At 45.5% G+C, this 23,355-nt stretch carries 22 protein-coding genes; 18 read left to right on the top strand and 4 right to left on the bottom strand.

Going from position 1 to position 23,355, the window contains the following annotated elements; genetic code table 11:
• Nucleotides 1-154 precede the first annotated feature (154 nt).
• The 7 genes from F6K18_RS03425 to F6K18_RS03400 all read left to right on the top strand — a co-directional run bounded on the left by F6K18_RS03425 (nucleotide 155) and on the right by F6K18_RS03400 (nucleotide 8,911).
• Nucleotides 155-1,105, top strand: a complete 951-nt coding sequence (locus F6K18_RS03425; RefSeq protein WP_287518661.1) for a peptidylprolyl isomerase — start codon at nucleotides 155-157, stop codon at nucleotides 1,103-1,105.
• Nucleotides 1,102-2,130: a HupE/UreJ family protein gene (locus tag F6K18_RS03420; protein WP_287518659.1), complete on the top strand. Its 1,029-nt coding sequence runs from the start codon at nucleotides 1,102-1,104 to the stop codon at nucleotides 2,128-2,130. Before F6K18_RS03425 ends, F6K18_RS03420 begins: the two co-directional genes overlap by 4 nt.
• A 234-nt stretch (nucleotides 2,131-2,364) precedes the next feature.
• On the top strand, nucleotides 2,365-3,063 hold the full coding sequence (locus F6K18_RS03415; RefSeq protein ID WP_287518657.1) for a DUF3604 domain-containing protein: 699 nt from the start codon (nucleotides 2,365-2,367) through the stop codon (nucleotides 3,061-3,063).
• Complete coding sequence (locus F6K18_RS36425) at nucleotides 2,972-3,238, top strand: DUF3604 domain-containing protein (RefSeq protein ID WP_353735006.1); 267 nt, start codon at nucleotides 2,972-2,974, stop codon at nucleotides 3,236-3,238. The genes F6K18_RS03415 and F6K18_RS36425 overlap by 92 nt, the downstream gene beginning before the upstream one ends.
• Nucleotides 3,239-3,640: 402 nt before the next feature.
• Nucleotides 3,641-6,082, top strand: a complete 2,442-nt coding sequence (locus F6K18_RS03410) for a DUF3604 domain-containing protein (RefSeq protein ID WP_287518655.1) — start codon at nucleotides 3,641-3,643, stop codon at nucleotides 6,080-6,082.
• 56 nt (nucleotides 6,083-6,138) lie between these two features.
• Nucleotides 6,139-6,348: a hypothetical protein gene (locus tag F6K18_RS03405; RefSeq protein ID WP_287518653.1), complete on the top strand. Its 210-nt coding sequence runs from the start codon at nucleotides 6,139-6,141 to the stop codon at nucleotides 6,346-6,348.
• A 22-nt stretch (nucleotides 6,349-6,370) separates the two neighbouring features.
• Complete coding sequence (locus tag F6K18_RS03400) at nucleotides 6,371-8,911, top strand: DUF3604 domain-containing protein (RefSeq protein WP_287518650.1); 2,541 nt, start codon at nucleotides 6,371-6,373, stop codon at nucleotides 8,909-8,911.
• A 14-nt stretch (nucleotides 8,912-8,925) separates the two neighbouring features.
• On the opposite strand, the gene F6K18_RS03395 is transcribed toward F6K18_RS03400, so the two are convergent.
• Complete coding sequence (locus tag F6K18_RS03395) at nucleotides 8,926-9,054, bottom strand: hypothetical protein (protein WP_287518647.1); 129 nt, start codon at nucleotides 9,052-9,054, stop codon at nucleotides 8,926-8,928.
• Between the two features lie 61 nt (nucleotides 9,055-9,115).
• Between F6K18_RS03395 and F6K18_RS03390 the strand changes: the two genes are divergently transcribed.
• The 4 genes from F6K18_RS03390 (at nucleotide 9,116) to F6K18_RS03375 (ending at nucleotide 12,523) form a co-directional block, all read left to right on the top strand.
• The gene (locus tag F6K18_RS03390; RefSeq protein ID WP_287518644.1) at nucleotides 9,116-11,347 is read left to right on the top strand and encodes a DUF3604 domain-containing protein; all 2,232 of its coding nucleotides are present in this window, start codon (nucleotides 9,116-9,118) and stop codon (nucleotides 11,345-11,347) included.
• Between the two features lie 117 nt (nucleotides 11,348-11,464).
• Nucleotides 11,465-11,632 carry a hypothetical protein gene (locus tag F6K18_RS03385; protein ID WP_287518642.1) on the top strand — a complete coding sequence of 56 codons (168 nt, stop codon included), beginning with the start codon at nucleotides 11,465-11,467 and terminating at the stop codon, nucleotides 11,630-11,632.
• 145 nt (nucleotides 11,633-11,777) lie between these two features.
• Nucleotides 11,778-12,194, top strand: a complete 417-nt coding sequence (locus tag F6K18_RS03380) for a XisH family protein (RefSeq protein ID WP_287518639.1) — start codon at nucleotides 11,778-11,780, stop codon at nucleotides 12,192-12,194.
• Nucleotides 12,182-12,523, top strand: a complete 342-nt coding sequence (locus F6K18_RS03375; RefSeq protein WP_287518638.1) for a XisI protein — start codon at nucleotides 12,182-12,184, stop codon at nucleotides 12,521-12,523. Before F6K18_RS03380 ends, F6K18_RS03375 begins: the two co-directional genes overlap by 13 nt.
• Nucleotides 12,524-13,207: 684 nt before the next feature.
• Here F6K18_RS03375 and F6K18_RS03370 read toward each other — a convergent pair.
• The 3 genes from F6K18_RS03370 to F6K18_RS03360 form a co-directional block, all read right to left on the bottom strand.
• The gene (locus tag F6K18_RS03370) at nucleotides 13,208-13,414 is read right to left on the bottom strand and encodes a hypothetical protein (RefSeq protein ID WP_287518636.1); all 207 of its coding nucleotides are present in this window, start codon (nucleotides 13,412-13,414) and stop codon (nucleotides 13,208-13,210) included.
• 76 nt (nucleotides 13,415-13,490) lie between these two features.
• A complete protein-coding gene (locus F6K18_RS03365) occupies nucleotides 13,491-13,736 on the bottom strand; it encodes a hypothetical protein (protein ID WP_287518633.1) in 246 nt (81 codons plus the stop codon).
• A gap of 32 nt (nucleotides 13,737-13,768) precedes the next feature.
• Entirely contained in the window at nucleotides 13,769-13,927 is a 159-nt protein-coding gene (locus F6K18_RS03360) for a hypothetical protein (RefSeq protein WP_287518631.1), read from the bottom strand.
• 148 nt (nucleotides 13,928-14,075) lie between these two features.
• On the opposite strand from F6K18_RS03360, the gene F6K18_RS03355 reads away from it, so the two are divergent.
• The 7 genes from F6K18_RS03355 to F6K18_RS03325 all read left to right on the top strand — a co-directional run bounded on the left by F6K18_RS03355 (nucleotide 14,076) and on the right by F6K18_RS03325 (nucleotide 23,354).
• On the top strand, nucleotides 14,076-15,386 hold the full coding sequence (locus F6K18_RS03355) for a bifunctional metallophosphatase/5'-nucleotidase (protein ID WP_287518760.1): 1,311 nt from the start codon (nucleotides 14,076-14,078) through the stop codon (nucleotides 15,384-15,386).
• A 112-nt stretch (nucleotides 15,387-15,498) separates the two neighbouring features.
• Complete coding sequence (locus F6K18_RS03350) at nucleotides 15,499-17,004, top strand: amidohydrolase (RefSeq protein WP_287518629.1); 1,506 nt, start codon at nucleotides 15,499-15,501, stop codon at nucleotides 17,002-17,004.
• Nucleotides 17,005-17,528: 524 nt separating this feature from the next.
• Nucleotides 17,529-19,121 carry an AGE family epimerase/isomerase gene (locus tag F6K18_RS03345; protein WP_287518627.1) on the top strand — a complete coding sequence of 531 codons (1,593 nt, stop codon included), beginning with the start codon at nucleotides 17,529-17,531 and terminating at the stop codon, nucleotides 19,119-19,121.
• A 161-nt stretch (nucleotides 19,122-19,282) separates the two neighbouring features.
• Nucleotides 19,283-19,855, top strand: coding sequence for a phosphatidylserine decarboxylase (locus tag F6K18_RS03340; protein ID WP_287518758.1), 573 nt, complete (start codon nucleotides 19,283-19,285; stop codon nucleotides 19,853-19,855).
• 214 nt (nucleotides 19,856-20,069) lie between these two features.
• Complete coding sequence (locus tag F6K18_RS03335) at nucleotides 20,070-21,212, top strand: hypothetical protein (RefSeq protein WP_287518625.1); 1,143 nt, start codon at nucleotides 20,070-20,072, stop codon at nucleotides 21,210-21,212.
• Nucleotides 21,213-21,656, top strand: coding sequence for a phosphatidylserine decarboxylase (locus F6K18_RS03330; protein WP_287518623.1), 444 nt, complete (start codon nucleotides 21,213-21,215; stop codon nucleotides 21,654-21,656).
• A 300-nt stretch (nucleotides 21,657-21,956) separates the two neighbouring features.
• The gene (locus tag F6K18_RS03325; protein WP_287518621.1) at nucleotides 21,957-23,354 is read left to right on the top strand and encodes an alpha-amylase family glycosyl hydrolase; all 1,398 of its coding nucleotides are present in this window, start codon (nucleotides 21,957-21,959) and stop codon (nucleotides 23,352-23,354) included.
• The last annotated feature ends 1 nt before the right edge of the window (nucleotide 23,355 follow it).

Genomic DNA, 23,355 nt, shown 5'->3' with positions numbered 1-23,355 from the left:
AATGAGGTACACTCGTCGCGGGCAAGATGCCCGCACTGCAAACATTCAATTATTAATCCCTGTACCTTATAACTTCGGAAACTGCTGTAAAAGTCAAAATAAGCGTTCAGCTTTTCAACAAATGCAAAAAAGCAATTTCAATGTGTAACCGCTCATGCAAAAAACAGCAGAAAAACCCATAAATCAAGAAACCCTAACGTCTGAAATATCAATTCAAGACAATAATAAACCCAAACTCCTTATTCGCATTTTGCGAGAACCATTGTTACACTTCCTAGTTTTGGGTGCCCTACTCTTTGGGCTGTATTTTTGGGTTGGTAGTCCTTCGATAACATCTACTTCCACCAAACAAATTGAAGTCTCTACCCCTGTAATTGAGTCCTTGCAAGCAACCTGGAAGTTGCAGTGGGGCAGAAAACCTACTGCGCAACAGTTACAAAAATTAGTGGATAACTATGTTCACGATGAGGTCTTGTATCAGGAAGCTCTGGCCTTGGGCTTAGATAACAAGGACATCATTGTCCGGCGACGGCTAATTCAAAAGATGCAGTTCCTAGTCCAAGATGTGGCAGGCATCAAAGAACCATCGGATGAAGAGTTGCAAGGATATTTAGAAAGTAATGCAAATCGCTATACTATCCCTGGAAGGTTTAGCTTTAAGCAAGTCTATTTCAGCCAAGAACTGCATGGGGATAACACCGATACAGATGCCCAAAATATCCTGACTCAGCTACAGAATAATACCAAGCAGACTCAACCTAGAGGCGATCGCTCCATGTTACCGACAACCTATACCCTAGCTTCAGCTAAAACTCTCAACAATACTTTTGGGGGAACTTTGGCTCGGGAGATGGCCGAGGTGACACAAAAGGGTTGGCAAGGCCCTTTTCATTCAGCTTATGGCAGTCATTTGGTTAACGTGACTGACATTGAACCAGGTCATCCCGCAACCTTGGCAGAGGTGAGAAAAAATGTCCGTCTGGACTACCTCAGAGACAAGAAGCAAAAGCAGGATGAACTGTTCTATCAAAAATTGCGCGATCGCTATACGGTCTCTATTGACCAGGAGGCTGTAAACCAAGAACTTCAGGAGGGCAACGCATGAACTGGATAGGACGTTGGCTTTGTCTGATTCTCCTGGTGGGTATAACTCTGGGATTTTCTCCCACTCCGGCTATTGCTCATGGCTTTCAAACTGCCTACCTGGAATTACGAGAACAACCTTCTGGTCAAATTGACGCACTTTGGAAAACACCTCCAGCTTTCGGTTCTGGGGATGATGGGTATGGGCCTCCCATCGCCATTCGCCCCGTTTTTCCTAAACACTGTTCTGTAGCCATTACTCCGGGAGCGATCGCCACTTCTGTTTCCAGGTGGACATTAGATTGTGGTGAAAAAGGATTGGCTCAATCAACTATTACGTTTCCTGGATTGATTAATAACTTTGTGGAAGTGCTGTTGCGAGTGGAATGGGCCGATGGACACTCCCAAACTACTATGTTGCCGACTGGGCAGGAAACTTTTGTGATTCCAGAAAAAACGACGGTGTTTGCTGTGGGGCAGACTTATCTGAAATTGGGTGTAGAGCATATTTTTAGCGGTATTGACCATTTGTTGTTTGTGTTGGGGCTGGTGTTAATTGTCGGTCCCTCTTGGCGTTTGGTGAAGACGATAACTGCTTTTACTCTGGCTCACAGTGTTACTCTGGGGGCGGCGACTTTGGGGTTTGTGAATGTGCCTCAAGCTCCTGTGGAAGCGGTGATTGCTTTGAGTATTTTGTTTTTGGCGTCGGAACTAGCTCACAGTCGGATGGGCAAACCGGGTCTGACTGAAAAATATCCTTGGTTGGTGGCTCTGACGTTTGGATTGTTGCATGGCTTTGGGTTTGCGGGTGCATTGACTGAAGTTGGGTTGCCACCGCAAGATATTCCTCCGGCGTTGTTGTTTTTTAATGTTGGGGTGGAACTAGGGCAACTGGCTTTTGTGTTGGCGGTTGTTGCGGTGATGGAGAGTCTGAAACGTTTGGGTTCCGAGAACTATCCGCGCTGGTTGGGATGGATGCCGACATATAGTATTGGGACGATGGCATCCTTCTGGTGTATTCAGCGAGTTGTGGCGTTTTGGGGGTAAATCAATCCTGGCATCTCACAATGACAAGGTTGGCAATATCAACACTGTATTGACTGAGTGTAAGTCCAGCAAGTGAGCGATTGCCTCCGGCACCAGCAGAGCTGAACGCTTCCTAACCAGAGGCAATAAGTCTAGGGTTCGCGGTTGCGATCGCCAAAAACAAACTGAACCTATGGACATCTAGTCCGAGGTTCAACAATCAAACAAAAAACAATTCCGATTGAGTTAATCAAAATGAATCGAATGTTTTTGCGAATGCGCAAACTGTTTCTCACAGGGCTGTGTATTTGCTTATTTACAGCAAGTACCTTCTATATGTCCTGTAGTGCTTTAGCGGGATTACCTCCCGGCGAATACGATAACCTCGGCACACCCGCTCCCGTCACCTCGGACTACGGCTACTCCCCCTATTCAGGCGGGCGGGAGTTTCCCCAACAGGTATTCTGGGGCGACACCCACCTGCACACGGTTTTATCCTTCGATGCCGGAGCAGGAGGGACGCGGCTGACCCCCGAAGACTCCTTCCTTTTTGCACGCGGAGAAGAAGTCTATAACGAAATCGGACAAAAGATCAAGCTGTCACGACCCTTAGATTTTCTGGTAGTCTCCGATCACTCTGACTATTTGGGAGGCATCCAACAAATCATCACCGGCGAACCGCCCGAGATTCTCGAAGATCCCAAGGTGAACGAGTGGCACGAAGGAGTCAACAGCGACGACCCTGACGTAGTCGCAGACACGATGATAGATTTGACAAAGACCTTTGCCGAGGGGGAAATGCCCGAGACGATTTACCCCCAATCAGACGAGGAGTTTCGCACCGCCTGGCAGCAAGCAGGAGATTCCAACACCGCGCTGGACGGACTACGACAAGGCGTTTTTCGGCGACGAGTGGTGTGCAGAAGCCAAGGCAGAAGATCCAACGGCTTGTGATGATATTCCTCTAACCTTACAGGAGCGGGCATATACCTCTCCCATCTGGTATTCTCCAGCTACGGTGGCGATAGAACCCAAACCCCTGCCTTCCCAAGTTGTCGAAAATCTGAGTCAGGAAGATTTTTGGCAAACAATCATTCAGCAGGTTGAGAAACATTATTCAACTAAGTAGATGAAATAAATCTATAATTCTAGCATCTGACAATAGTGCATTATTCGTAGGTTGGGTTGAGGAACGTTTGCGGAGCATTTCCAACGGAAAAACCCAACATTGCCAAGATTTTTGTTGGGTTTCCGACCTCAACCCAACCTACATTTTTAGGACGGTCACTAAAAACAGAGAAACGAGTCCCATAACCCTCTCCGCGTCTGGTGCGTCTGGTGCGTCTGGTGCGTCTGGTGCGTCAGTCAAAACTAGCAAGTTAGATGCGTACAAGCTTAAATCAATCCTGGCATCTCACAATAGTTTGGTAGTTTTCAAACCCACTGGTTGAGTGTAAGTCCAGCAATAGAGCGATCGCTTCCTAACCAGAGGCGATCGCCTCTCAAAACTTAGCCTAAAAGGAGCCTATTAATGTTCAAAAAAATGAAACTTTTTAAGAAATGGACGGCGATCGCCCTCAGTGGCATCCTGCTTTCCGTTTACTTGTGGATACCTCCAGCCCTAGCACAAGAGGCTCCGCCCCAGCGCAAAGCCCTTTTTGGCGATCTACACATCCATACGTCATACTCTTTGGATGCTTACCTCATGCTATCGGCAAATACCCCCGATGATGCCTATCGATTTGCGAAAGGAGACCGACTTCCGGTACTTAATGGTGAACCAGACCAAACCAATAAGTTGAGCGAGGCATTAGATTTTGCGGCAATCACCGATCATTCTGAATTTATAGGTGAAGTCGAGATGGCTCTCGATCCGGATAATCCTTGTTACAATCATCCCCTAGCTAAGGCGATCCGGAATGAACCTAAATCTGAGACACTTTCCCTCTTGGCATATATTAACCTTGTCTTAGGAACAACTTTCTCGGAAGAGCTGCCGGAACGGACTAAATATGGCTCCACTGCTTGCGCAGCTGATGCTCGAAAAAGCGCATGGAAAAAGCTGCAAGATACTACAGAAAACAACTACGAAGAGGGAGTTTTTACCACACTTCACGCCTTTGAATGGAGTTCTGCTCCTAGTGCTGCCAATCTACATCGCAACGTCATTTTTAAAGATACGAATCTGCCGGAAGAACCCTTCAGCATCTTTGATTCCCAAGCCCCTGAAGATTTGTGGGACATACTCAGTGGATACGAGCAGAACCTTGGAACCACAGTTTTAGCTATTCCCCATAATAGCAATGTCAGCGCCAACCGGATGTTTGCACCAAAGACGTTTGAAGGCGAAGACATTGACCCCGCTTGGGCAGAATTGCGTGCTAAATACGAACCCCTTGTAGAAATTATTCAAACCAAAGGAGGTTCAGAGACTACTCCCCGCTATGCTCCTGATGATGAGTTTGCAGATTTTGAACTTTTCCCAGAGGGTGAGGGTAACTTAGGCTCCTATGGTTATTTGCGGGAAGCCCTCAAAAATGGGCTGCGCCACGAAGCTAGTTTGGGAACGAACCCCTTCAAATATGGCATTATTGCAGCGACTGATAACCATAACGGTTCCCCTGGTGACACAGAGGAATACGACTTCATTGGCTCCCACGGTTTTAGCGATAACACCCCGGCACTACGGTTAACAAACATTCCTCCTGGTTGGGAGCCTTTCCCTTATTTCACCCCAGGGGGATTAACTGGGGTTTGGGCAGAAGCAAATAACCGTGAGTCTATTTTTGAGGCTCTACAGCGCAAAGAAGTCTTTGGTACCAGTGGCACCCGCACCAAAGTAAGATTTTTTGGTGGCTGGGACTTTCCAGACGATCTACACGAGCAAACGTATGCAATTGACTATGCTTATATGACAGGAGTGCCAATGGGCGGAGATTTAATGGGTGAAGATATAATCAATGCCCCAACAGACAAAGCCCCCAAGTTTTTGGTAATGGCAATGCGAGATGCAGATGAAAAAGGGGTTGATATCGATCGCATCCAAGTGGTAAAAGGCTGGACTAAGCATGGCTTGACCTATGAGAATATCTATGATGTAGTTTGGGCAGGCGATCGCCCAAAAGATCCCGATACTGGTAAAGTGCCCCCCATTGAGAATACAGTCAATGTTGATGTTGAGGCGGGCAAGGTTACCTTTGACCCCAACAGTGGCAAAGACGAGCTGATGACGGTTTGGGAAGATCCAGACTTCGATCCAACGGCTCGATCCTTTTATTATCTGCGGGCATTAGAAGTTCCTGCTCCCCGGTATTCTGCCTATGATTACGTCGATCCTTCTGTAACTGATGAGGATCGGGCTACCTTTGACGAGTTCGGTGTTCCCTTGTCAATTCAGGAGCGGGCTTGGAGTTCACCCATTTGGTATACTCCCAGCCCAGAACAGCTCGAGCAGGGAGAGGCTGATGCTTTGACCGTGAGCGATCCGAGTTTAGTACCCCTGACTGAGGCTGAAACGATCGAGTTGTTTGCCAGCAATCTCGTCAAGATCGCGAACCCGAACACGGGTGAAGTATTTGCTAACTTCTATGGTCCTATTGACATCCATCAAAATGGCCGCTGGTTACCCATTGGCAGCACTGAGGCGCAATATGCTGCCGTGCATATCGGTGAGAAGCTCTTAAACGCTGGGAAGTATGAGATCGCTGGCAATCAGATCGGCTTCAACCTTGAAGACGGCAGTGAGTTTGTAGCAGAGCTTTTCGATCGCAATGGCCAAATTGTGGCGGCACGGGACGATGAAGTTGGCTACGTCAACTATCAAGTCGATGTGTTGATTGATGTGTTCGATGAACCATGCTGTCCAGAGTCAGTATCTGTGACAGAAGATGTTTGTGAGGATGAAAATGTGAATCACAAAGAATTTTGGAACCGAATCATTCAGAAGGTTGAGAAACATTATTCAACCAAATGATGAAGTAAATCTCTGATCGGGCCTATCTCACAATGGCTTAGTGGTTTCCAGACCCATTGACTGAGTGTAAGTCCAGCAACGGGCACGATCGCTTCTTGACTGGAGGCGATCGCCCAACCGAAGACAAGCAAACAAGAAAAATGCGAACGCACCCTACAGCGTTTTGCCGAGATGTTTTCCAAATCAAATCTCGAAAACGTTGCACGGTGCGATCGTCTCAGGCGATAAGCCTACGGCTCGCTTGGCGATGGCATCCCAAAACCTAAGCCTTAAGGAGGCTATTTACCAATGTTCCAAAAAATGAAATTCCTGAAGAAATGGACGGCGATCGCCCTGAGCGGCATCCTGCTCTCCATTTCCCTGTGGATACCACCCGCCCTAGCAGAGGAGGTAGCACCCCAGCGCTACCCTTACTTCGGTGACCTACACACCCACACCACCTATTCTCTTGACGCCTATGTGGGTCTCATGCGCAACGACCCCAACGCCGCCTACGAATTTGCCAGCGGTGGCTGCAACATCGTACCCGGTGGTCCGCAAACCTGCGACGAAAGCCTCGGTATCCCCCTCCACAAACTCAAAAAAGAACTGGACTTTGCCGCTGTCACCGACCATGCCGAATTCATGGCTGAGGTAGAGATGGCGATCAATAAAGATCCCGAATATGGCAAGAAATACTACCACCCCCTGGCGATTGCCATTCGGAACAAGCCCCAGTCGGAAACTCTGGGAGCCTTGGTTTTCGTCAAAGTCATGCAGGGATCTGCGCGCAACCCAAATCAGCCGGAACGCACTAACTATGGCAGCGGCCCCGAGGCAGATATCGCCCGAGCTAATGCCTGGAAGAACATTCAACAGGCCACGGAAGACTACTACGAACCGGGCACTTTCACGACCCTGCACGCCTTTGAATGGTCCTCAGCTCCTGGCGGTGCCAACCTACACCGGAACGTGATTTTCCGCGACAAGTACCTCCGGGACGAAAACGATGAGTTAGTTCTGGACGAAAGCGGCAACCCCATCAACGTGCTGCCCGAGGTACCCTTTAGCCTCTTTGACAGCCAATCCCCTGAGGTGCTGTGGGACGAACTCGAACAGTACGAAGCAAATGGGGCAACAGTCCTGGCGATTCCCCACAACGGTAACGTTAGCGCCAATATGATGTTCATGCCGGAACGGTTTACTGGTATTGAGAGTGCCGACGATCCCTGTGATTGCGACGATGATGGTGACGAGACCATGCCTGATGGACCCGTGTATGACGATAGTCCCATCACTCAAGCATGGGCGGAAAAGCGAGCCAAATACGAGCCATTAGTTGAAATCATGCAAATCAAGGGCAACTCGGAAACCCTGCCCGCTTATGCTCCCGAGGACGAGTTTGCTAATTTTGAATTGATGCAAACTACAGAGCGCACACGCGGTCGCTATGGCTACGTGCGCGAAGCCCTGAAGAATGGTCTGCGTCATGAGGAAGACCTGGGAGCAAACCCGTTCAAATACGGTATCATTGGCGCGACGGACAACCATAACGGCTCTCCTGGCGATACTTACGAAGACGACTATCTCGGTTCCCACGGCTTTACCGATGCCACGCCAGAACTACGGCAGTTTAGCGAAATTCCTGGTTGGGAGTCTTTGCCTTACCTCAACCCCGGTGCAATCACAGGCGTTTGGGCTGAAGAGAACACCCGCGGCTCCATTTTCGATGCCCTGAAGCGGAAGGAAGCCTTCGCTACCAGCGGTAGCCGCCTGAAGGTGCGCTTTTTCGGCGGTTGGAACTTCCCCGACAATTTCAATACGAAAGCGGATGCTGTTGACATTGGCTACACTGAGGGCGTACCGATGGGTCAGGATTTGAAAGAGCGAGCGAGTGAAGCACCGAAGTTTATGGTCTGGGCGATGAAAGACGCTGACGGAGCTAACCTGGATCGGATTCAGGTAGTTAAGGGGTGGACAAAGCACGGACTAACCTACGAGAAAATCTACGATGTGGTAGGCTCGGATGATCGCACCTCCGATCCCGAAACCCACAAACTGCCTCCCCTTGAAAGTACAGTGGATGTGGGCAATGCTACCTACGAAAATACCATCGGTGAAGCCGAACTCTCTGAAGTGTGGACCGATCCTGATTTCGACCCCACGGCACGAGCGTTTTACTACCTACGGGCACTGGAAATTCCCACCCCTCGCTATTCTACCTACGATGCTGCAGAACTGGGTATCGTCCCCAACTCGGTTGTAGCAACGGAAGTTCAAGACCGGGCCTGGAGTTCACCCATCTGGTATACCCCCAGCGATGAGGACTTGGCAGCAGGTGAAGCTAATGCTCTGACTGTTGAGAAACTGGAAGCTGCGGGGATTCAACCCCTGACTACCCAGGAGATTAAAGACCTGATTTCTGGTAATGATTTTCAGATTGCCAACCGCATCACGGGTGAGGAGTTTATGGGTTTCTTCCAGCCCGTAGGTTTGCGTTCCCAGCAAGGTACCTGGTATCTAGCCCAGTCAGCTAACTACGTGCCGATGCACAGCCACGAACTGGAAGCGGCAGCTCCGATGAAATACGAGATCGCAGACGATCAACTCAGCTTCAACCTCAAAGATGACAGCGAGTTTGTCGCCCAGCTCTTTGTTCAGAATGGGAAAATTCTGGCAGCTCGTAATGACGAAATTGGCTATGTTAACTATGAGTTGACAGACCTTGAGCAAGAAATTGAGAGGTTAACTCAGCGTCCCAAACCTTCCGAAAAGCTGAGTTCTGAAGATTTTTGGGACCTAATCATTCAGCAGGTTGAGAAACATTATTCAATCAAGCAAATGAAGTAAATTTACCTGGCATCTCACAATGGTTTGGTATTTTCCAGACCCATTGATTGAGTGTAAGTCCAGCGAGTGAGCGATCGCCTCCGGCACCAGCGGAGCTGAACGCTTTCTAACCAGAGGCGATCGCCAAAAACAAACTGAACCAACGGACACCTTGTCCCAAGTTCAAAAATCCCACAAAAGACAATTCCGATTGAGTTAATCAAAATGAATCGAACGATTTCGCAAGTCCAACGGCTTTTGGCCGGACTTTGTACTCTCCTCTTCGTTGGTAGCATATTCTTCGGTGCCAACAGCGCCCTGGCAACTCCCTCGATCCCTGGAGAATACGACTTTATATTTCGGAAAGAAACCTCACACTCTGTGCCTGAAGTAGATTGCCGCTTTGACCCTGACCCCAATGCGAAGTGCTACTCTCCCTATGTGAAGCATCCTCAAGATGTCCTTTGGGGCGATACCCACCTGCATACCATTTATTCCTTTGATGCAGGAGCCGATGGAACTCGTTTGACACCCGCAGAGTCCTATGAATTTGCTAAAGGCAATGAAGTGACGATTGATGCAGGACAACCTGTCAAGCTTTCTCGTCCCTTAGATTTTTTGGTTGTTACCGATCACTCAGACGGACTAGGAGCTTTTGGGCAGTTTTTGTATAATCTTCCCACAGATTGTGGTTCCGATCAAGAGCAGGTCAATACCTGGCATGAGATGGTTGTCGCTGGTGGAGATGAGGCAAGTCAAGCTTCATCAGAAATTATTGCAAGCTTTGCCCAAGGAAACTTCCCCTTATGTATGTTTCCCTCTGCCGAAGAATTCCAAACTTTCTGGCAGGAAATCATTGATGCAGCAGAAGCTTATAACGATCCGGGTAATTTTACCGCAGTGATTGGTTATGAGTGGACTTCGCTGTTGGGTGGCAACAACTTACACCGCAACATCATCTACCGCGATAATGGGGACAAAGCCAAGCAACTGGTCCCCTACACCACAGACCAAAGCACTAATCCAGAATATCTTTGGGATTGGATGCAAGCTTATGAGGATAAAACAGGTGGGGATGTACTAGCGATTCCTCACAATGGCAATCTCAGCAACGGTCTGATGTTTGCGGAAATCGATCATAATGGTAATCCCTTAACTGAAGACTATGCCAAACAGCGACAGCTTTGGGAACCCATTTATGAAGTTACCCAGATTAAAGGTACCAGTGAGACTCATCCAGAAATATCTCCTGATGATGATTTTGCTGATTTTGAGGTTGCAGGTTGGGATATTGGCAACCTGGATCTGAGTTTCCCCAAACCCCCTGAAACTGATCCCGAAGCCCGCAAGAAGATGTTTGAGCATGAATATGCTCGTCCGGCTCTGAAAAATGGTCTCAGACTAGAAGACAGCCTGGGTGCTAACCCCTTCAAATTTGGTCTAGCGGGTGCATCAGATTCTCATATTGCTGTGTCGGCAGTCGAAGAGAATAGCTACATGGGTAAGTTCGTCAGTGAAGCTCCCAGTGCTGAACGGGCAGCAGAGAATCATGGTCTCGGTCGTTTTGGATGGAACTATGGAGCGTCTGGCTTTATGGGAGTTTGGGCTACCGAAAATACCCGTAAGGCTCTATTCGATGCGATGGAACGGCGAGAAGTGTATGGCACCACCGGACCGCGCATGAGAGTTCGCTTCTTTGGCGGTTGGAACTTCACTAACTCCGATCTAGAGGATCTGGCTGAAGAGGGCTACGACAAGGGAGTTCCTATGGGTAGCGATTTACCTCCAGCACCTCCGGTTCCCGCGATTTTTCCAGCACCACCGGCTCCGTCTCCAACGTTTATGGTGGCAGCGATGAAAGATTCCGATTCCTATGGGGCGAATCTAGACCGGATTCAAATCATCAAAGGCTGGCTCAATGCTGACGGCACTACCGAAGAGAAGGTCTACGACGTGGCTTGGTCTGGCGATCGGACTCCTGATGCCGAGGGCCAGGTTCCCGCGATTGAAAACACGGTGGACACCGAAACGGCAACCTGGGACACCACCAGCGGTACAGCCTACCTGGAAAAAGTCTGGACTGACACCGAGTTCGATCCGACCCAACGGGCGTTCTATTACGCGCGGGTGTTGGAAGTTCCAACTCCTCGTTGGACTGACTACGACAAAGCGTTTTATGGCGATGACTGGGATGCCGCTTGTGTCGCTGCGGAAGCAGATCCGGAAATAGACATCGTTTGTGATCAGATTCCCCTTACATTACAGGAACGGGCGTATACCTCTCCTATTTGGTATTCTCCAGCTAAAACACTTGAACTCCCAACTCTGCCTGTTGAATTTCCCGAAAAGGAGATTGAACCCCCACCCTTGTCTGCCCAACCTATTGAAGATGTGGCTCAAGAAGATTTTTGGGATATAATTATTCAGCAGGTTGAGAAACGTTATTCAACTAAGTAGATGAAGTAAATCTACCCTGGTATCTGACAATAGTCCATTATTCGTAGGTTTGGTTGAGGACACGTTTGCGGAGCATTTCCAACGGAAAAACCCAACATTACCAAGATTTTTGTTGGGTTGACGAAGGAAACCCAACCTACATTTTTAGGGCGGTTACGGCACTACTCAAAGCGATATGATCCTGGCAGATCACAATGGCTTGGTAGTTTCCAAACCCACTGGTTGAGTGTAAGTCCAGTAAGTGAGCGATCGCTTCCAGCACCAGCGGAGCCGATCGCTTCTTAACTAGAAGGCATAAACCTACGACTTCACTGTTTTTTTTAACTGTTGTCTATATTACAAGAATTAACCGAGACTGCGTGTGTAGATTTTTGAGAAACATGACACTAAAACTAGGTATGATTATTGATGTTAATATTGAAAGAAAATAATGCCAGCAAAAGATACTTATCATCAAGCTGTCAAAAATGCTTTAATTAAAGATGGTTGGATAATTACTTTTGATCCTTATCCTATTAAATATGAAGAAGTTAAATTAGTTGCCGATCTAGCTGGCGAAAAAACAATTTCTGCAACAAGAGAAGGGCAACAAATTGTGATTGAAATTAAAAGTTTCCTGAGTCGTTCTCCGATGCGTGAATTTGAAACAGCATTAGGACAATATTTAATTTATCAAACATTTCTTTCTCTTACCCATCCGAGTTATAAAGTTTATTTAGCAGTTGGTCACAAAATTTATGAAAAGTTTTTTACACAAAATGCAATTCAATTAATTCTCCAAAAATATCAAGTTTTACTATTAGTGATTGACCTGAAAAAAGAGGAAATTATTAAATGGATAAGCTAATTAATTATCAAAATATTATCAAACAAATCTTAACTAATTATCAAACAATATCAGCACAGATTCCCGATCCAGATATAGATGAAATATTAATGTTTGATGACCAAAGAAGTCAATATCTTTGGTTTAATATCGGCTGGAAAAATGAGAAAAGAATTCAAGCAATTTCTGTTTATATTCGGATTAAAAATGAGAAGATTTATATTGAGGAAGATTGGACTGAGGAAGGAATGGCTAATGAATTATTAAGTAAAAATGTACCAAAAGAGGATATTGTTTTAGCTTTCCACGATCCAGAAACTCGTAAATTAACTGAGTTTGCTATTGTTTAAATTTATGCTCATGGCATCTCATAATAGTCCATTATTCGTAGGTTGGGTTGAGGACACGTTTGCGGAGCATTTCCAACGGAAAAACCCAATATTACCAAGATTTTTGTTGGGTTTCCTACCTCAACCCAACCTAGATTTTTAGGGCGTTCACGGCACTACTCAAAGCGATATGATCCTGGCAGATCACAATGGGTTGGTAATGTCAAGACCCATTGATTGGGTGTAAGTCCAGTAAGTGAGCGATTGCCTCCGGCACCAGCGGAGCTGAACGCTTCCTAACCAGAGGCGATACCATCAGGACTTACGCAGAACCACCACATCTAGTAGAAGCAAACGGCCGTTTGCCCTTACAAATAAGGGCCGTTTCCCGCTACAAATGGTGTATAATTTCCTTTTTTGTGTAAGTTCTGACCATTTCCGGTAGCATCCGAGCCTGTATATAATTACAGCGCTTTTCAAGTAGATGAACCACATCTTCACGAGCAAAACCACAGTAGGAACGTTCCATGGAACGTCCCTACTGTGGTCTACCGTGTAGGAAAACCACTGTAAGTCACAATAAGAAAAAACCCTTCTGACTCCTGCCTTCTACCCTCTGCATTCCTTCCACCACAGTATAAATATTCAAGCGGACATGATATGATAAACTTACTGCTCGCTATGCGAAGGCAACAAAGTTGTTATTTAGAGGTTTTTCTTAATGATTTTGAATCGTATTTGGAAGTATCTGTGGCAGAATGTAGTGGTTATTGCGATCGCCACTGCTTTCTTTTTGAGTGTCGCTGTTCCACCGGCAACAGCATGGAGCCTATCAGACCTATTCAAAGGGTTTGGCTGGTTTGGCAAATCCGAACCTGCTGCTACCAGCACCGCTACTGATTCGGATGCCACAACCTTTACTCTACAACTACTCCACGCTTCCGACTTTGAAGCTGGCCTGGAAGCCCTGGAGGACGCGCCTCGTTTTTCAGCCGTCCTCAATGCTCTCAAAGACGACTATCCCAATACCCTTTTCCTTTCCTCTGGAGATAACTACATTCCCAGTCCGTTCCTGTTTGCGAGTGGCGACCCCAGCATGAGTGACACCCCTGTGGGTAAAGCGGGCATCGGCCACGCTGATATCGAAATCCTTAACCAACTGGGCCTTCAAGCCTCCACTTTTGGCAACCACGATTTCGATCTCGGTACCAAGGAAGTGAGCGATATCATTCAACCTTCTGGGGAATATCGTGGGGCATTGTTTCCTTATCTGAGCGCCAACTTAAATTTTGGTACAGACCCCGACTTGGCAGACCGGGTGACGGAAAACGGACAAGAAATTAGCACGCTGGCAGCAGGAGAAGTAGCAGGAACAGCGATCGCGACTGTTGGTGGCGAAGAAATCGGCATCGTTGGTGCAAGCACACCATTGTTACCTGCTATCGCCTCCACAGGTGAGGTGATCGTACTCCCTGAAAATGACACTGACTACGATGCACTGGCTGCTAATATTCAGGCTGCTGTAGACGAGTTGACAGCAACGGGCATCAACAAAGTGATTCTTTTGTCCCATATGCAACAGTTGAATATCGAGCGCGATGAACTCGCACCCCGCCTCCGAGATGTGGATATCCTCGTTGCTGGCGGTTCCCATAGGTTGCTATCTGATGAAACAGACCGCCTCCGCACTGGAGATACCAGCGCTGGTCCTTATCCTATTCTCAAAACTGATGCGGACGGAAACCCGATCGCTGTAGTTAACACGAAAGCTAACTATACTTATGTCGGTCGCCTGGTGATTGACTTCGATGCCGAAGGTATACTCATACCCAGTAGCATCGACCCTAGCATCAGTGGAGCTTATGCTGCAGACGAAGAGGGGGTTGCAGCCACTGGTGGCACGCCAGAGCCGGAAATCGTGGAAATCATTGATACTCTCCATGGAGTCATTGCTACCCAAGATGGCAATATTTTTGGCAACACGACGGTTTTCCTACGAGGCGATCGATCCTATGTCCGCACTGAAGAAACGAATCTGGGAAATTTGACTGCCGATGCGGACTTGGCATACGCTAAAACGGTGGATGCTACAACGCGGATAGCTTTGAAAAATGGAGGTGGCATCCGTTCTAACATTGGCATCATCAATGCAGCAAGTGGCAGCACTGACCCCAATGACTTTGAACTGTTACCCCCAGAAGCAAATCCGGAGGCAGGGAAAGTAGAGGGAGAGGTTTCCCAACTCGATATTAATAACTCTCTCCGGTTCAACAATGGAATCACCCTAATAACGCTCACAGCAGAACAACTCTTACAGACACTCGAACATGGGGTTGCAGGGACAGCTCCCGGTGCAACACCTGGCCAGTTTCCCCAAGTAGGGGGTCTGAAGTTTAGCTTCGATCCAGAACGTCATGCTGGCGATCGCGTTATCTCTTTAGTAGTCTCTGGTGATGGCGAATCTGATGTTGTTGCTGAAAATGGCGAACTGGTTGGCGACCCCAGTCGCACCTTCCGGGCGACTACCCTTAGCTATCTTGCTGACGGTGGTGACAGCTATCCTTTCCCCAAATTTTTGAATGCCGATCCAGTTTTGTTCGACCGTGTTGATCTCTTGGGCGAGCCAGATAGCGATGGCGATGGAGATTTTGAACCGGAAGAAGACCTCAACAAAAACGGGGTGAGAGATGAAGCAATAGCAGAACCTTTCGATGGCGTTGCTGACTTCTCTCCTTTCGGCACTGAGCAGGACTCACTCGCGGAATACTTCCATCAAGTTTTTCCCACAGCAGACAGCGCCTTTAACCAAGCGGATGGAGGACCTGACTCAGACGAGCGGATTCAGAACCTGGCGTTCCGGGAAGATACAGTGATTGCTCAATAGACGCTACGCGATCGTATAACCCAAAACAAGCAAACAAGACAAATGAATCAAACTCATGTTACTCTAATAAAATTGTAAGGCTTGGATAGCTGTTTTTGATGAGGTCTAATTTATGACTTTGAAACGTATATTAAATAGATTGCTTTTTTTCTGGAGACTTTTGATTATGGACAAAACCCAACTAGATAACTACATAGCAGATGCTACAGGCAGAATGCTAACGAGACTCAAGCCATGGCTATCCACTGTAATGGTGGCAATTGTCGCTACTATTGCGGTTGCGTTGGCTAGCACATCTCCATCCTGGGCAGGACAGATAGGCGTTCGGATGTCCCCTGCTACTAGCCAACCAGGAGAGAAACCTGCATATATAGGTAAAGTTATTGAATTAGTAGATGAGTATAGCGATGAACTCATTGAGACATTTAAAGACATTCACCGACATCCAGAACTCGGGTTTGAGGAAGAACAGACGGCAGCAATAGTTGCTGCCGAGCTTGAAGAATTGGGCTATGAGGTCAAAAAAGACATTGCTGAAACAGGCGTAGTCGGGATTTTAGAGAATGGTGAAGGACCGACTGTTATGTTCCGGGCTGACATGGATGCCAATGCTGTTGAGGAAGAGACAGATCTTGATTATGCCAGTGAAGTTCCAGGTGTCATGCACGCCTGCGGTCACGATGCCCATACCACATGGATGCTGGGTTTAGCGAAATTAATGAAAGATATGGAGTCTTACTGGAGCGGGACTCTCGTTTTGGTTGCACAACCTGCTGAAGAACTAATTGAAGGAGCCCAGGCGATGATTGATGATGGACTTTACGAACCCGAGGACGAGGGTGGCTATGACGTTCCTGTCCCACAGTTTCTCTTAGCAGCACACACTGCCCCCGGCCCGACAGGCTACGTTGCTAACCTACCAGGTACTCGTATGGCTGGTACTAACCAGTTCGATGTTACCTTTAAAGGTATTGGTGGCCATGGTTCTACTCCTGAATTAGCTAAAGACCCGATCGTGATGACGGCAGCAGCTATTATGGAGTATCAGGCCATTGTTTCTCGTGCTATCAGTCCCCTGGAGGCAGCTGTAATCACGGTTGGCTCAGTACAAGCAGGTATCGACCCTAATGTCATTCCTGAAACTTCATTACTCAGAATCAACTTGCGCTGGTTTAGCGAGGAAGTAAAAGATACAATGATCGCAGGTATTAAACGGATTAATGAGTCGATCGCTTATGCCTACGGTCTGCGCGAAGACCTTTTCCCCGAGATAGAATATGGGGGTGAAAGCACGCCTCTAGTAAATGACGAAGAGCTTGTAGAGAAAATCAATCCTCATTTGGAGGAGCTTCTGGGAGGAGAAGATTGGCTAATTTCAGATATGCCCCCATCAACAGGTTCTGAAGATGTTCACTTGCTCAAAGGTGACAACGATGAAATTGAAGTAGATTTTGCTTTTATTGGTATAGCTGACCCCGCTTTATTCGAGGCAGCAATAGCCGAAGGAAAGTCTGTCCCATTCGCAAACCATAACCCTGAATTTCAGGTAGATTTGGACGCAATTCCCCTGGGAGCAAAAATTGTTTCAGTAATGACCCTGGCAACGTTTAATCAATAGCTAACTAAGGGACTTGTGGCTTAATAATATACCAGTTATTTGACATACTGCGATATATTATTTTTGCACAAGTCCCTAACTTCTTTACTATGCTATCAGCTGTAACTGATTAATTAATCTTGTTAAGGAGAGCGATCAAGCACAATTCTGAATCATTTAGTTTTAAGGCGATCGCCGTCCTCTTAAATTCCTACATCTCCTTCAGAATAGTTGTTTCATATATAAGCTATTGGTGATTATTTGTCAACTAAAATCTCTGATTTTTAATAAAAAATAAATTGTTGACAAGAACAAAAGACGTGATAGTATTTTGAGTAAAGGCAATAAGTGCAAGCAATTAATGGGCATCTCCAAAAATCCCAAATAAAATCAATTCTCACACATAAATTATCAATTCTTTCTTCCTACTGCCTACTGCCTACTGCCTACTGCCTCTTTTATGGAGATGTCTAATGAATATTATTTGATTGCTATGGCCTTCAAGAAAGTTGAATTGTTCACCTTTAAAGCAGACAATAGTTCTTATGTTCAACCTCACTCGCCATCGTCTATTTAAGATGGCAGCAAGCGTATTGCTGAGTTTTACACTTCTGTTTGTATCCAGCGTTCAACCAGCTTTAGCATTAGTGTCCTCAGCTCATCAATATCCTGTTGATAACATTGATGGAATTATTGCCGATGTTCCCACAGGCGAACGTTGGCTTCAACATTTAGAAGAAGACTTGCTCCCATTTTGGACAATGGACGAAGCACTGGGCGATCCCGTTGGCAATTACCCGACTTATCGATGCAATGACGGGTCTTTGTACAGTTGGAGAAATCCCTGTCCAGAACTTGAAAATGCTGATTCGGGTATCGTCAAGCTCGATCGAGAGTACATCAGGGCTAAATCAAGACAAATATTTGCCTATGGTGTTGCTTACCATCTCACAGGAAAGAGCCAATACCTGCAATGGGCTAAAGATGGAGTAGATTATTTACGCGAATATGGTTTAGCTCCAGAAGGTGGTGCTTACACTTACTTTGAAGATGGAGTTGGCCTACCGAGTGAAGCTCGCCGGATCAGTCAAGATATGGCTTATGCTGTTGCTGGTCTAGGATTTTACTACTATCTTACCCGTGACCCCGATGTATTAGAAGATATCGTTGCTCTCAAAGACTATATCTTTGATACCTATTACGATGCAGAATGGGATTTACTTGCGTGGGCACATGAGGATTATGTAGATTACGTTGATGAATATGGTAACGAACAAAAAGTTAGTAAGGATCAACGGGAATTAGTAGCTCAACTTGACCAAGTTTATGGTTATATGTTGTTGCTCACTCCCACATTGCCTGAAATGTTTCATGGCAAACCCCTGCGCTCCCAATGGGAAGATGACTTGGTGCATCTAGCTACAATTATGAGCGAGCAGTTTTATACACCAGACAACAATATTTTCTTTGGAGCAATTACCGATCCAAGCAAACAAAGGTTAGGAACAGATCATACAGATTTTGGTCACTCCATTAAAACCTTATGGTTGATCTATGAAATCGGTAAATTAACTGGACATTACGAACTGACTGCTTTTGCTCAGGAAAAAGTACCTTTAATTTTTGAAGAAGCTTTCCTAGAAGATGGAACTTGGGGTCGTCGAATCAATCAATATGGTCAGTTAGAAACTGATAAAGAATGGTGGATTTTAGCTGAGTTGGATCAAACTGCTGCTACCTTCAGTTTACGCGATCCTTCCTATGCTAAATACTTGCCTACCACCTATGCTTATTGGTTTAAGTATATGATAGACCACGAACATGGTGGTACTTGGCACTGGGTAAGTGCTAAGAATAATCTTCCTGACTTGAGTATGCCTAAGCAACACTCCTGGAAAAATGCTTTCCACAGCTTTGAGCACGATCTGGTTGGTTATATTACTGGTCAAGCAATTCACAACCTACCTGTCACTTTGTATTTTGCTTTTGAGGAAATTCCTGAGAATACTCAAATTCGTCCCTACCTGTTTGCAGCTAAGGTTCAATCCATGATCGAACCTCTGAAGCGCAATGGGAGAAAGATTCGCCCAGTTCGAGGTTCAACTCAACAAATGGTCACATTAGTTGACGTTCGGTAAATATTGAGCTTGAAGATATAGTTGTTAATTGAGCAACTATATCTTTTTTGTACAGAACTTACCCATGAGGTACGAAAAACTGGGATTTAAGATTGCTTTCCGTTCCGGACTGCTCCGCAAACCCTGTCGGTCGCAATGACGAAAATACCTTATTTTTGAATGTGAAAGAGCTGTTGAATAATTCCAGTTATGCCGATCGCTTCCTGGGAGGAACTGCTGTTTCTTGTATTCTCATGCCTGATACTTATCACTACTACCATGCACCTGTATCTGGCAAGGTTGTAGAATCTAATGAAGATGTAGCTGGAGAATATTTCGGCATCAATAATTTTCCGGGGTTGTTGAACGATGATAATGTTGGTTATGGATATAGCTACAGCGTCTTTGAACATTTTCGGCGGGGATATTTAGTAATCGAAACAGCCAATTATGGTTGTGTTGGCATGATCCCTGTAGGATTGAATACCATTGCTTCAGTGATATTTGAGGAACCATTCAAGAATATTACGGATGCTAGCAGCTCTGTTGAAGTGAAAAAAGGCGATCGCATAGGTTGTTTTAAATATGGTGGTTCGTTAAATATTCTTTTGTTTGAAAAAGACCGCTTTCCCTCATTAAATATTATGCAAGGTCAGCAAATTGGATTATTGATGGGCGAGTCCGAATCAGAAGTCAAGTTAACGAGAACAAGGTTGAATCGTTTCTTGAATCGAATTGCTTATTTAGCAAAATAAGAAATTATATCATGTCCGGTTGAACAGTTATAAATAAGGGAGTAGGGAGTAGGGAGAATAAAAAGATTTGTACTGCAAGTGACAGTTTTGGTTTTTTTCATCACTAATTATCCGGACATGATATTAGTTCTCTAAATCTACAAAATCCAGCTAATCTATTTGATAACTCTAATGAATCAATCAAGCAGCAAATAATAAAGTGAGGTAAAACAATATGGCTAATAATTTTCCTGTCATACTATGTCACGGTTTATTCGGATGGGGACCAGCTGAGGTTGGAGGATTCCCATACTGGGGCTTTGCGCCAACTGTGAAATCCCCACTATCCCGACATGTAGCAGCCGTGGGACCACTCAGCAGCACCCATGAGCGTGCTTGCGAGCTTGCCTTTCAGATCAAAGGGGGCACAGTTGACTATGGCGAAGCCCGCGCTAAGGAAATGGGGCATGAGCGTTTTGGACGAACCTATGACAACAATGCAGCGTTCCACCCAGAATGGTCTGAAGAGCAGCCAGTACACTTGGTCGGACACAGCATGGGGGCACCAACGAGTTGGATGCTACAGCAACTCCTCACCATAGACTACTTCGGGTGGGGGTCAAACGCGGACTGGGTCAAATCAATTTCTGGCATTTCAGGGGTGCTCAATGGTTCTACCGCTACCTACTTTTTCGGTTGCGACGAAGAAACTGGTTTGATCCCTGAGAAGTCTATCTTAAGTGTTCTACTTAAGATGCTTGAATTCACTGTGAGTATCACTGGAGATTTGTTCGACCGCGTATACGATTTCGACCTAGATCACTGGGGCTTGGCTGTCCAGCCTGGCGAAACTCTACCGTCATTTATCAAGCGTATTGCAACTTCCCCAATGTTTCGTGGCAAAAGCAACGCCGCATACTGCCTCACAATTCAAGCAGCCCTTGAACAGAACGAGTTCTGCAAGACCTATCCTGATACCTTCTATTTTAACTATGTTACTGAACAGACCCGCCCTGGGGTTCTAACCAAATACGAAGTTCCCGAGGCGCTGATGAATCCATTTATGATTCCCCCTGCCATGTATCAAGGAAGCAAGGTGTTCGACAAACCTTTCTATGAGGGATTCAACTCATCAGACTGGTGGTCTAATGATGGCTTAGTTTCTGCCTACAGTCAAATGTATCCACGCATAAGCGGTAACCACCCAATCGGTGGAACCATCGAAGAACAGAAGGAACAGTTTACACCGGGTAAGTGGTTCTATCAGATGGTCAACAGCACCGATCACCTTGATATTGTGTGTATGCCAGATGCACTAAACATCAGGAAACAAATATCCTTCTACACCGAACTGTTCCAACGGCTTGCTTCCCTTTAGATGGGGAGATGGGGACCCACCCCTAACCCCATCAATAATTTTCCGGGTTTGTTGAACGATGATAATGTTGGTTATGGATATAGCTACAGCGTCTTTGAACATTTTCGGCGGGGATATTTGGCGATCGAAACAGCCAATTATGGTTGTGTTGGTATGATCCCTGTAGGATTGAATACCATTGCTTCAGTGATATTTGAAGAACCATTCAAGAATATTACGGATGCTAGCAGCTCTGTTGAAGTGAAAAAAGGCGATCGCATAGGTTGTTTTAAATATGGTGGTTCGTTAAATATCCTTTTGTTTGAAAAAGACCGCTTTCCTTCATTAAATATTATGCAAGGTCAGCAAATTGGATTATTGATTGGCGAATCAGAATCAGAAGTCAAGTTAACAAGAACAAGGTTGAATCGTTTCTTGAATCGAATTGCTTATTTAGCAAAATAAAAAATTAGTTCTCTAAATCTACAAAATCCAGCTAATATATTTGATAACTCTATTGCTGTCCTTTGCAATAGGTTACAAATGCTTATTTATTTTCTAGAGATGTCTAATTATAGATAGCCTTAAATTCAGACAACTTGTTATATCATGTCCGGTTGAATAGTTATAATTAGAGCTCGTAGTAGGGATTGAGCAAAAAGATAGATATTTAATGGGCTAAATATCTACTACAAACAAAAACTTTTTTATCACTTATTATCGGAACATGATATTACCTATAAAGTAGAAACAGGAATCGTATTTATGGACACAAAAAATCGTTTAGCTTTCAGTTTTCTCATAACGTGGGTTTGTACCTGCTTGCTGGCAGTAATTATTGGACTGACCTCCAATCCTACTCCTGCTAAAGCAGATGTTATCTACCACGCTTTCGATGAATGTTTTGCCAATGTTACAGCAAAACTGCCTGAAGTTCAAGCAGCAGGATATAACTATATTCAAATTTCGCCTCCCAATAAAACACCCTCACGGGAAGATGATGCCTGCACTTCAGATAAATACTGGTACATTCAGTATCAGCCATTTGATTATGTTCTAGACGGAAATCTAGGAAATGAGCAAGATTTAAAAAATTTGATTGACGCTGCTCACGAACGGGGAATTAAAGTTATTGCTGATGTGGTCTTTAATCACATGGCTAATTATCGTTTTTATAAAGATGTTGCACCTTTTCCCGAAGCATATCCGCTCTACCCAAAAAAAGAATATTTCCACGAGGCAAAATGTATTGCCAACTATAATAATTCCTACGAAGTTGAAAATGATTGGTTATGCAGTCCAAATGACAAGGAAGGATTACCAGATTTAAGGACTGACTTACCTTATGTGCAACAGAAACAGCATGAGTATATGCAAAAACTGATTGCTCTTGGAGTAGATGGTTTCCGCTTTGATGCTGTCAAACACATTTCTGTTGAAGATTTGGAGAAGATAGTCGAAGTTATCCCTGAAGATAAGTTTTTCTATGGTGAAGCTATCGGGCGCAACTTTGACGAGAGCATGAAATATATTCCAGTGTTTCCCAAAGTAACGGATTTTCAATTGGTCAATACCTTGAAAAGTGCTTTTACTTACGGGGGAGACTTACGCTCTTTAATTAATCCAGCAGATACTCAGCGTGCTGTACCTGGAGAAAATGCGGTCACCTTTGCTCGTAACCACGACACTTGGGCAATAGGACAGTTTGATAATTGGAAATTTGACAAGAACGATTTAGTTTTAGCAACAGCTTACGTTTTAGGGAGAAAAGAAGGAACGCCATTGATTTTAACTTTTGATGCTTTTGAACCTACAATTGTTGCTGGTACCCAATTCCACGAAAAAATGATGGGAGAATCTCAATACTATCGCAATGGTAACGAAATTGCTGAAAGTGCAGACAGTCCTAATTTACTCTTTATTGAGCGTGGAGATAAAGGTTTAACCATTATTAATAAAGCTGGCGAAACATTTGATGTTAGTGCTGCTAAAATGCCTGGTTTAGGAGTTGGTTGTTACAATGAGCTACAGTACGACTTTGAAATGTGTGTAGACTACGGTGGTGACGGTCAAAAGTACATTAACAAATGGGGTTCCCCTAATCGCGGTGGAATTGAAATCGGTCCCCGTACCGCATTGTTCTTTGTCAAAAATGAGGCTTAAG

It is taken from the genome of Okeania sp. SIO2C2 (assembly GCF_010692625.1).
GTDB classification, from domain to species: Bacteria; Cyanobacteriota; Cyanobacteriia; order Cyanobacteriales; family Microcoleaceae; genus Okeania; species Okeania hirsuta.
This window is presented reverse-complemented; position numbering and strand designations above follow the sequence as displayed.

Coding starts and splice junctions, on each gene's coding strand:
- F6K18_RS03425 (WP_287518661.1), top strand. CDS start 155: ATGCAAAAAACAGCAGAAAAACCCATAAATCAAGAAACCCTAACGTCT.
- F6K18_RS03420 (WP_287518659.1), top strand. CDS start 1,102: ATGAACTGGATAGGACGTTGGCTTTGTCTGATTCTCCTGGTGGGTATA.
- F6K18_RS03415 (WP_287518657.1), top strand. CDS start 2,365: ATGAATCGAATGTTTTTGCGAATGCGCAAACTGTTTCTCACAGGGCTG.
- F6K18_RS03410 (WP_287518655.1), top strand. CDS start 3,641: ATGTTCAAAAAAATGAAACTTTTTAAGAAATGGACGGCGATCGCCCTC.
- F6K18_RS03400 (WP_287518650.1), top strand. CDS start 6,371: ATGTTCCAAAAAATGAAATTCCTGAAGAAATGGACGGCGATCGCCCTG.
- F6K18_RS03390 (WP_287518644.1), top strand. CDS start 9,116: ATGAATCGAACGATTTCGCAAGTCCAACGGCTTTTGGCCGGACTTTGT.
- F6K18_RS03380 (WP_287518639.1), top strand. CDS start 11,778: ATGCCAGCAAAAGATACTTATCATCAAGCTGTCAAAAATGCTTTAATT.
- F6K18_RS03375 (WP_287518638.1), top strand. CDS start 12,182: ATGGATAAGCTAATTAATTATCAAAATATTATCAAACAAATCTTAACT.
- F6K18_RS03355 (WP_287518760.1), top strand. CDS start 14,076: ATGCAACAGTTGAATATCGAGCGCGATGAACTCGCACCCCGCCTCCGA.
- F6K18_RS03350 (WP_287518629.1), top strand. CDS start 15,499: ATGACTTTGAAACGTATATTAAATAGATTGCTTTTTTTCTGGAGACTT.
- F6K18_RS03345 (WP_287518627.1), top strand. CDS start 17,529: ATGTTCAACCTCACTCGCCATCGTCTATTTAAGATGGCAGCAAGCGTA.
- F6K18_RS03335 (WP_287518625.1), top strand. CDS start 20,070: ATGGCTAATAATTTTCCTGTCATACTATGTCACGGTTTATTCGGATGG.
- F6K18_RS03330 (WP_287518623.1), top strand. CDS start 21,213: ATGGGGAGATGGGGACCCACCCCTAACCCCATCAATAATTTTCCGGGT.
- F6K18_RS03325 (WP_287518621.1), top strand. CDS start 21,957: ATGGACACAAAAAATCGTTTAGCTTTCAGTTTTCTCATAACGTGGGTT.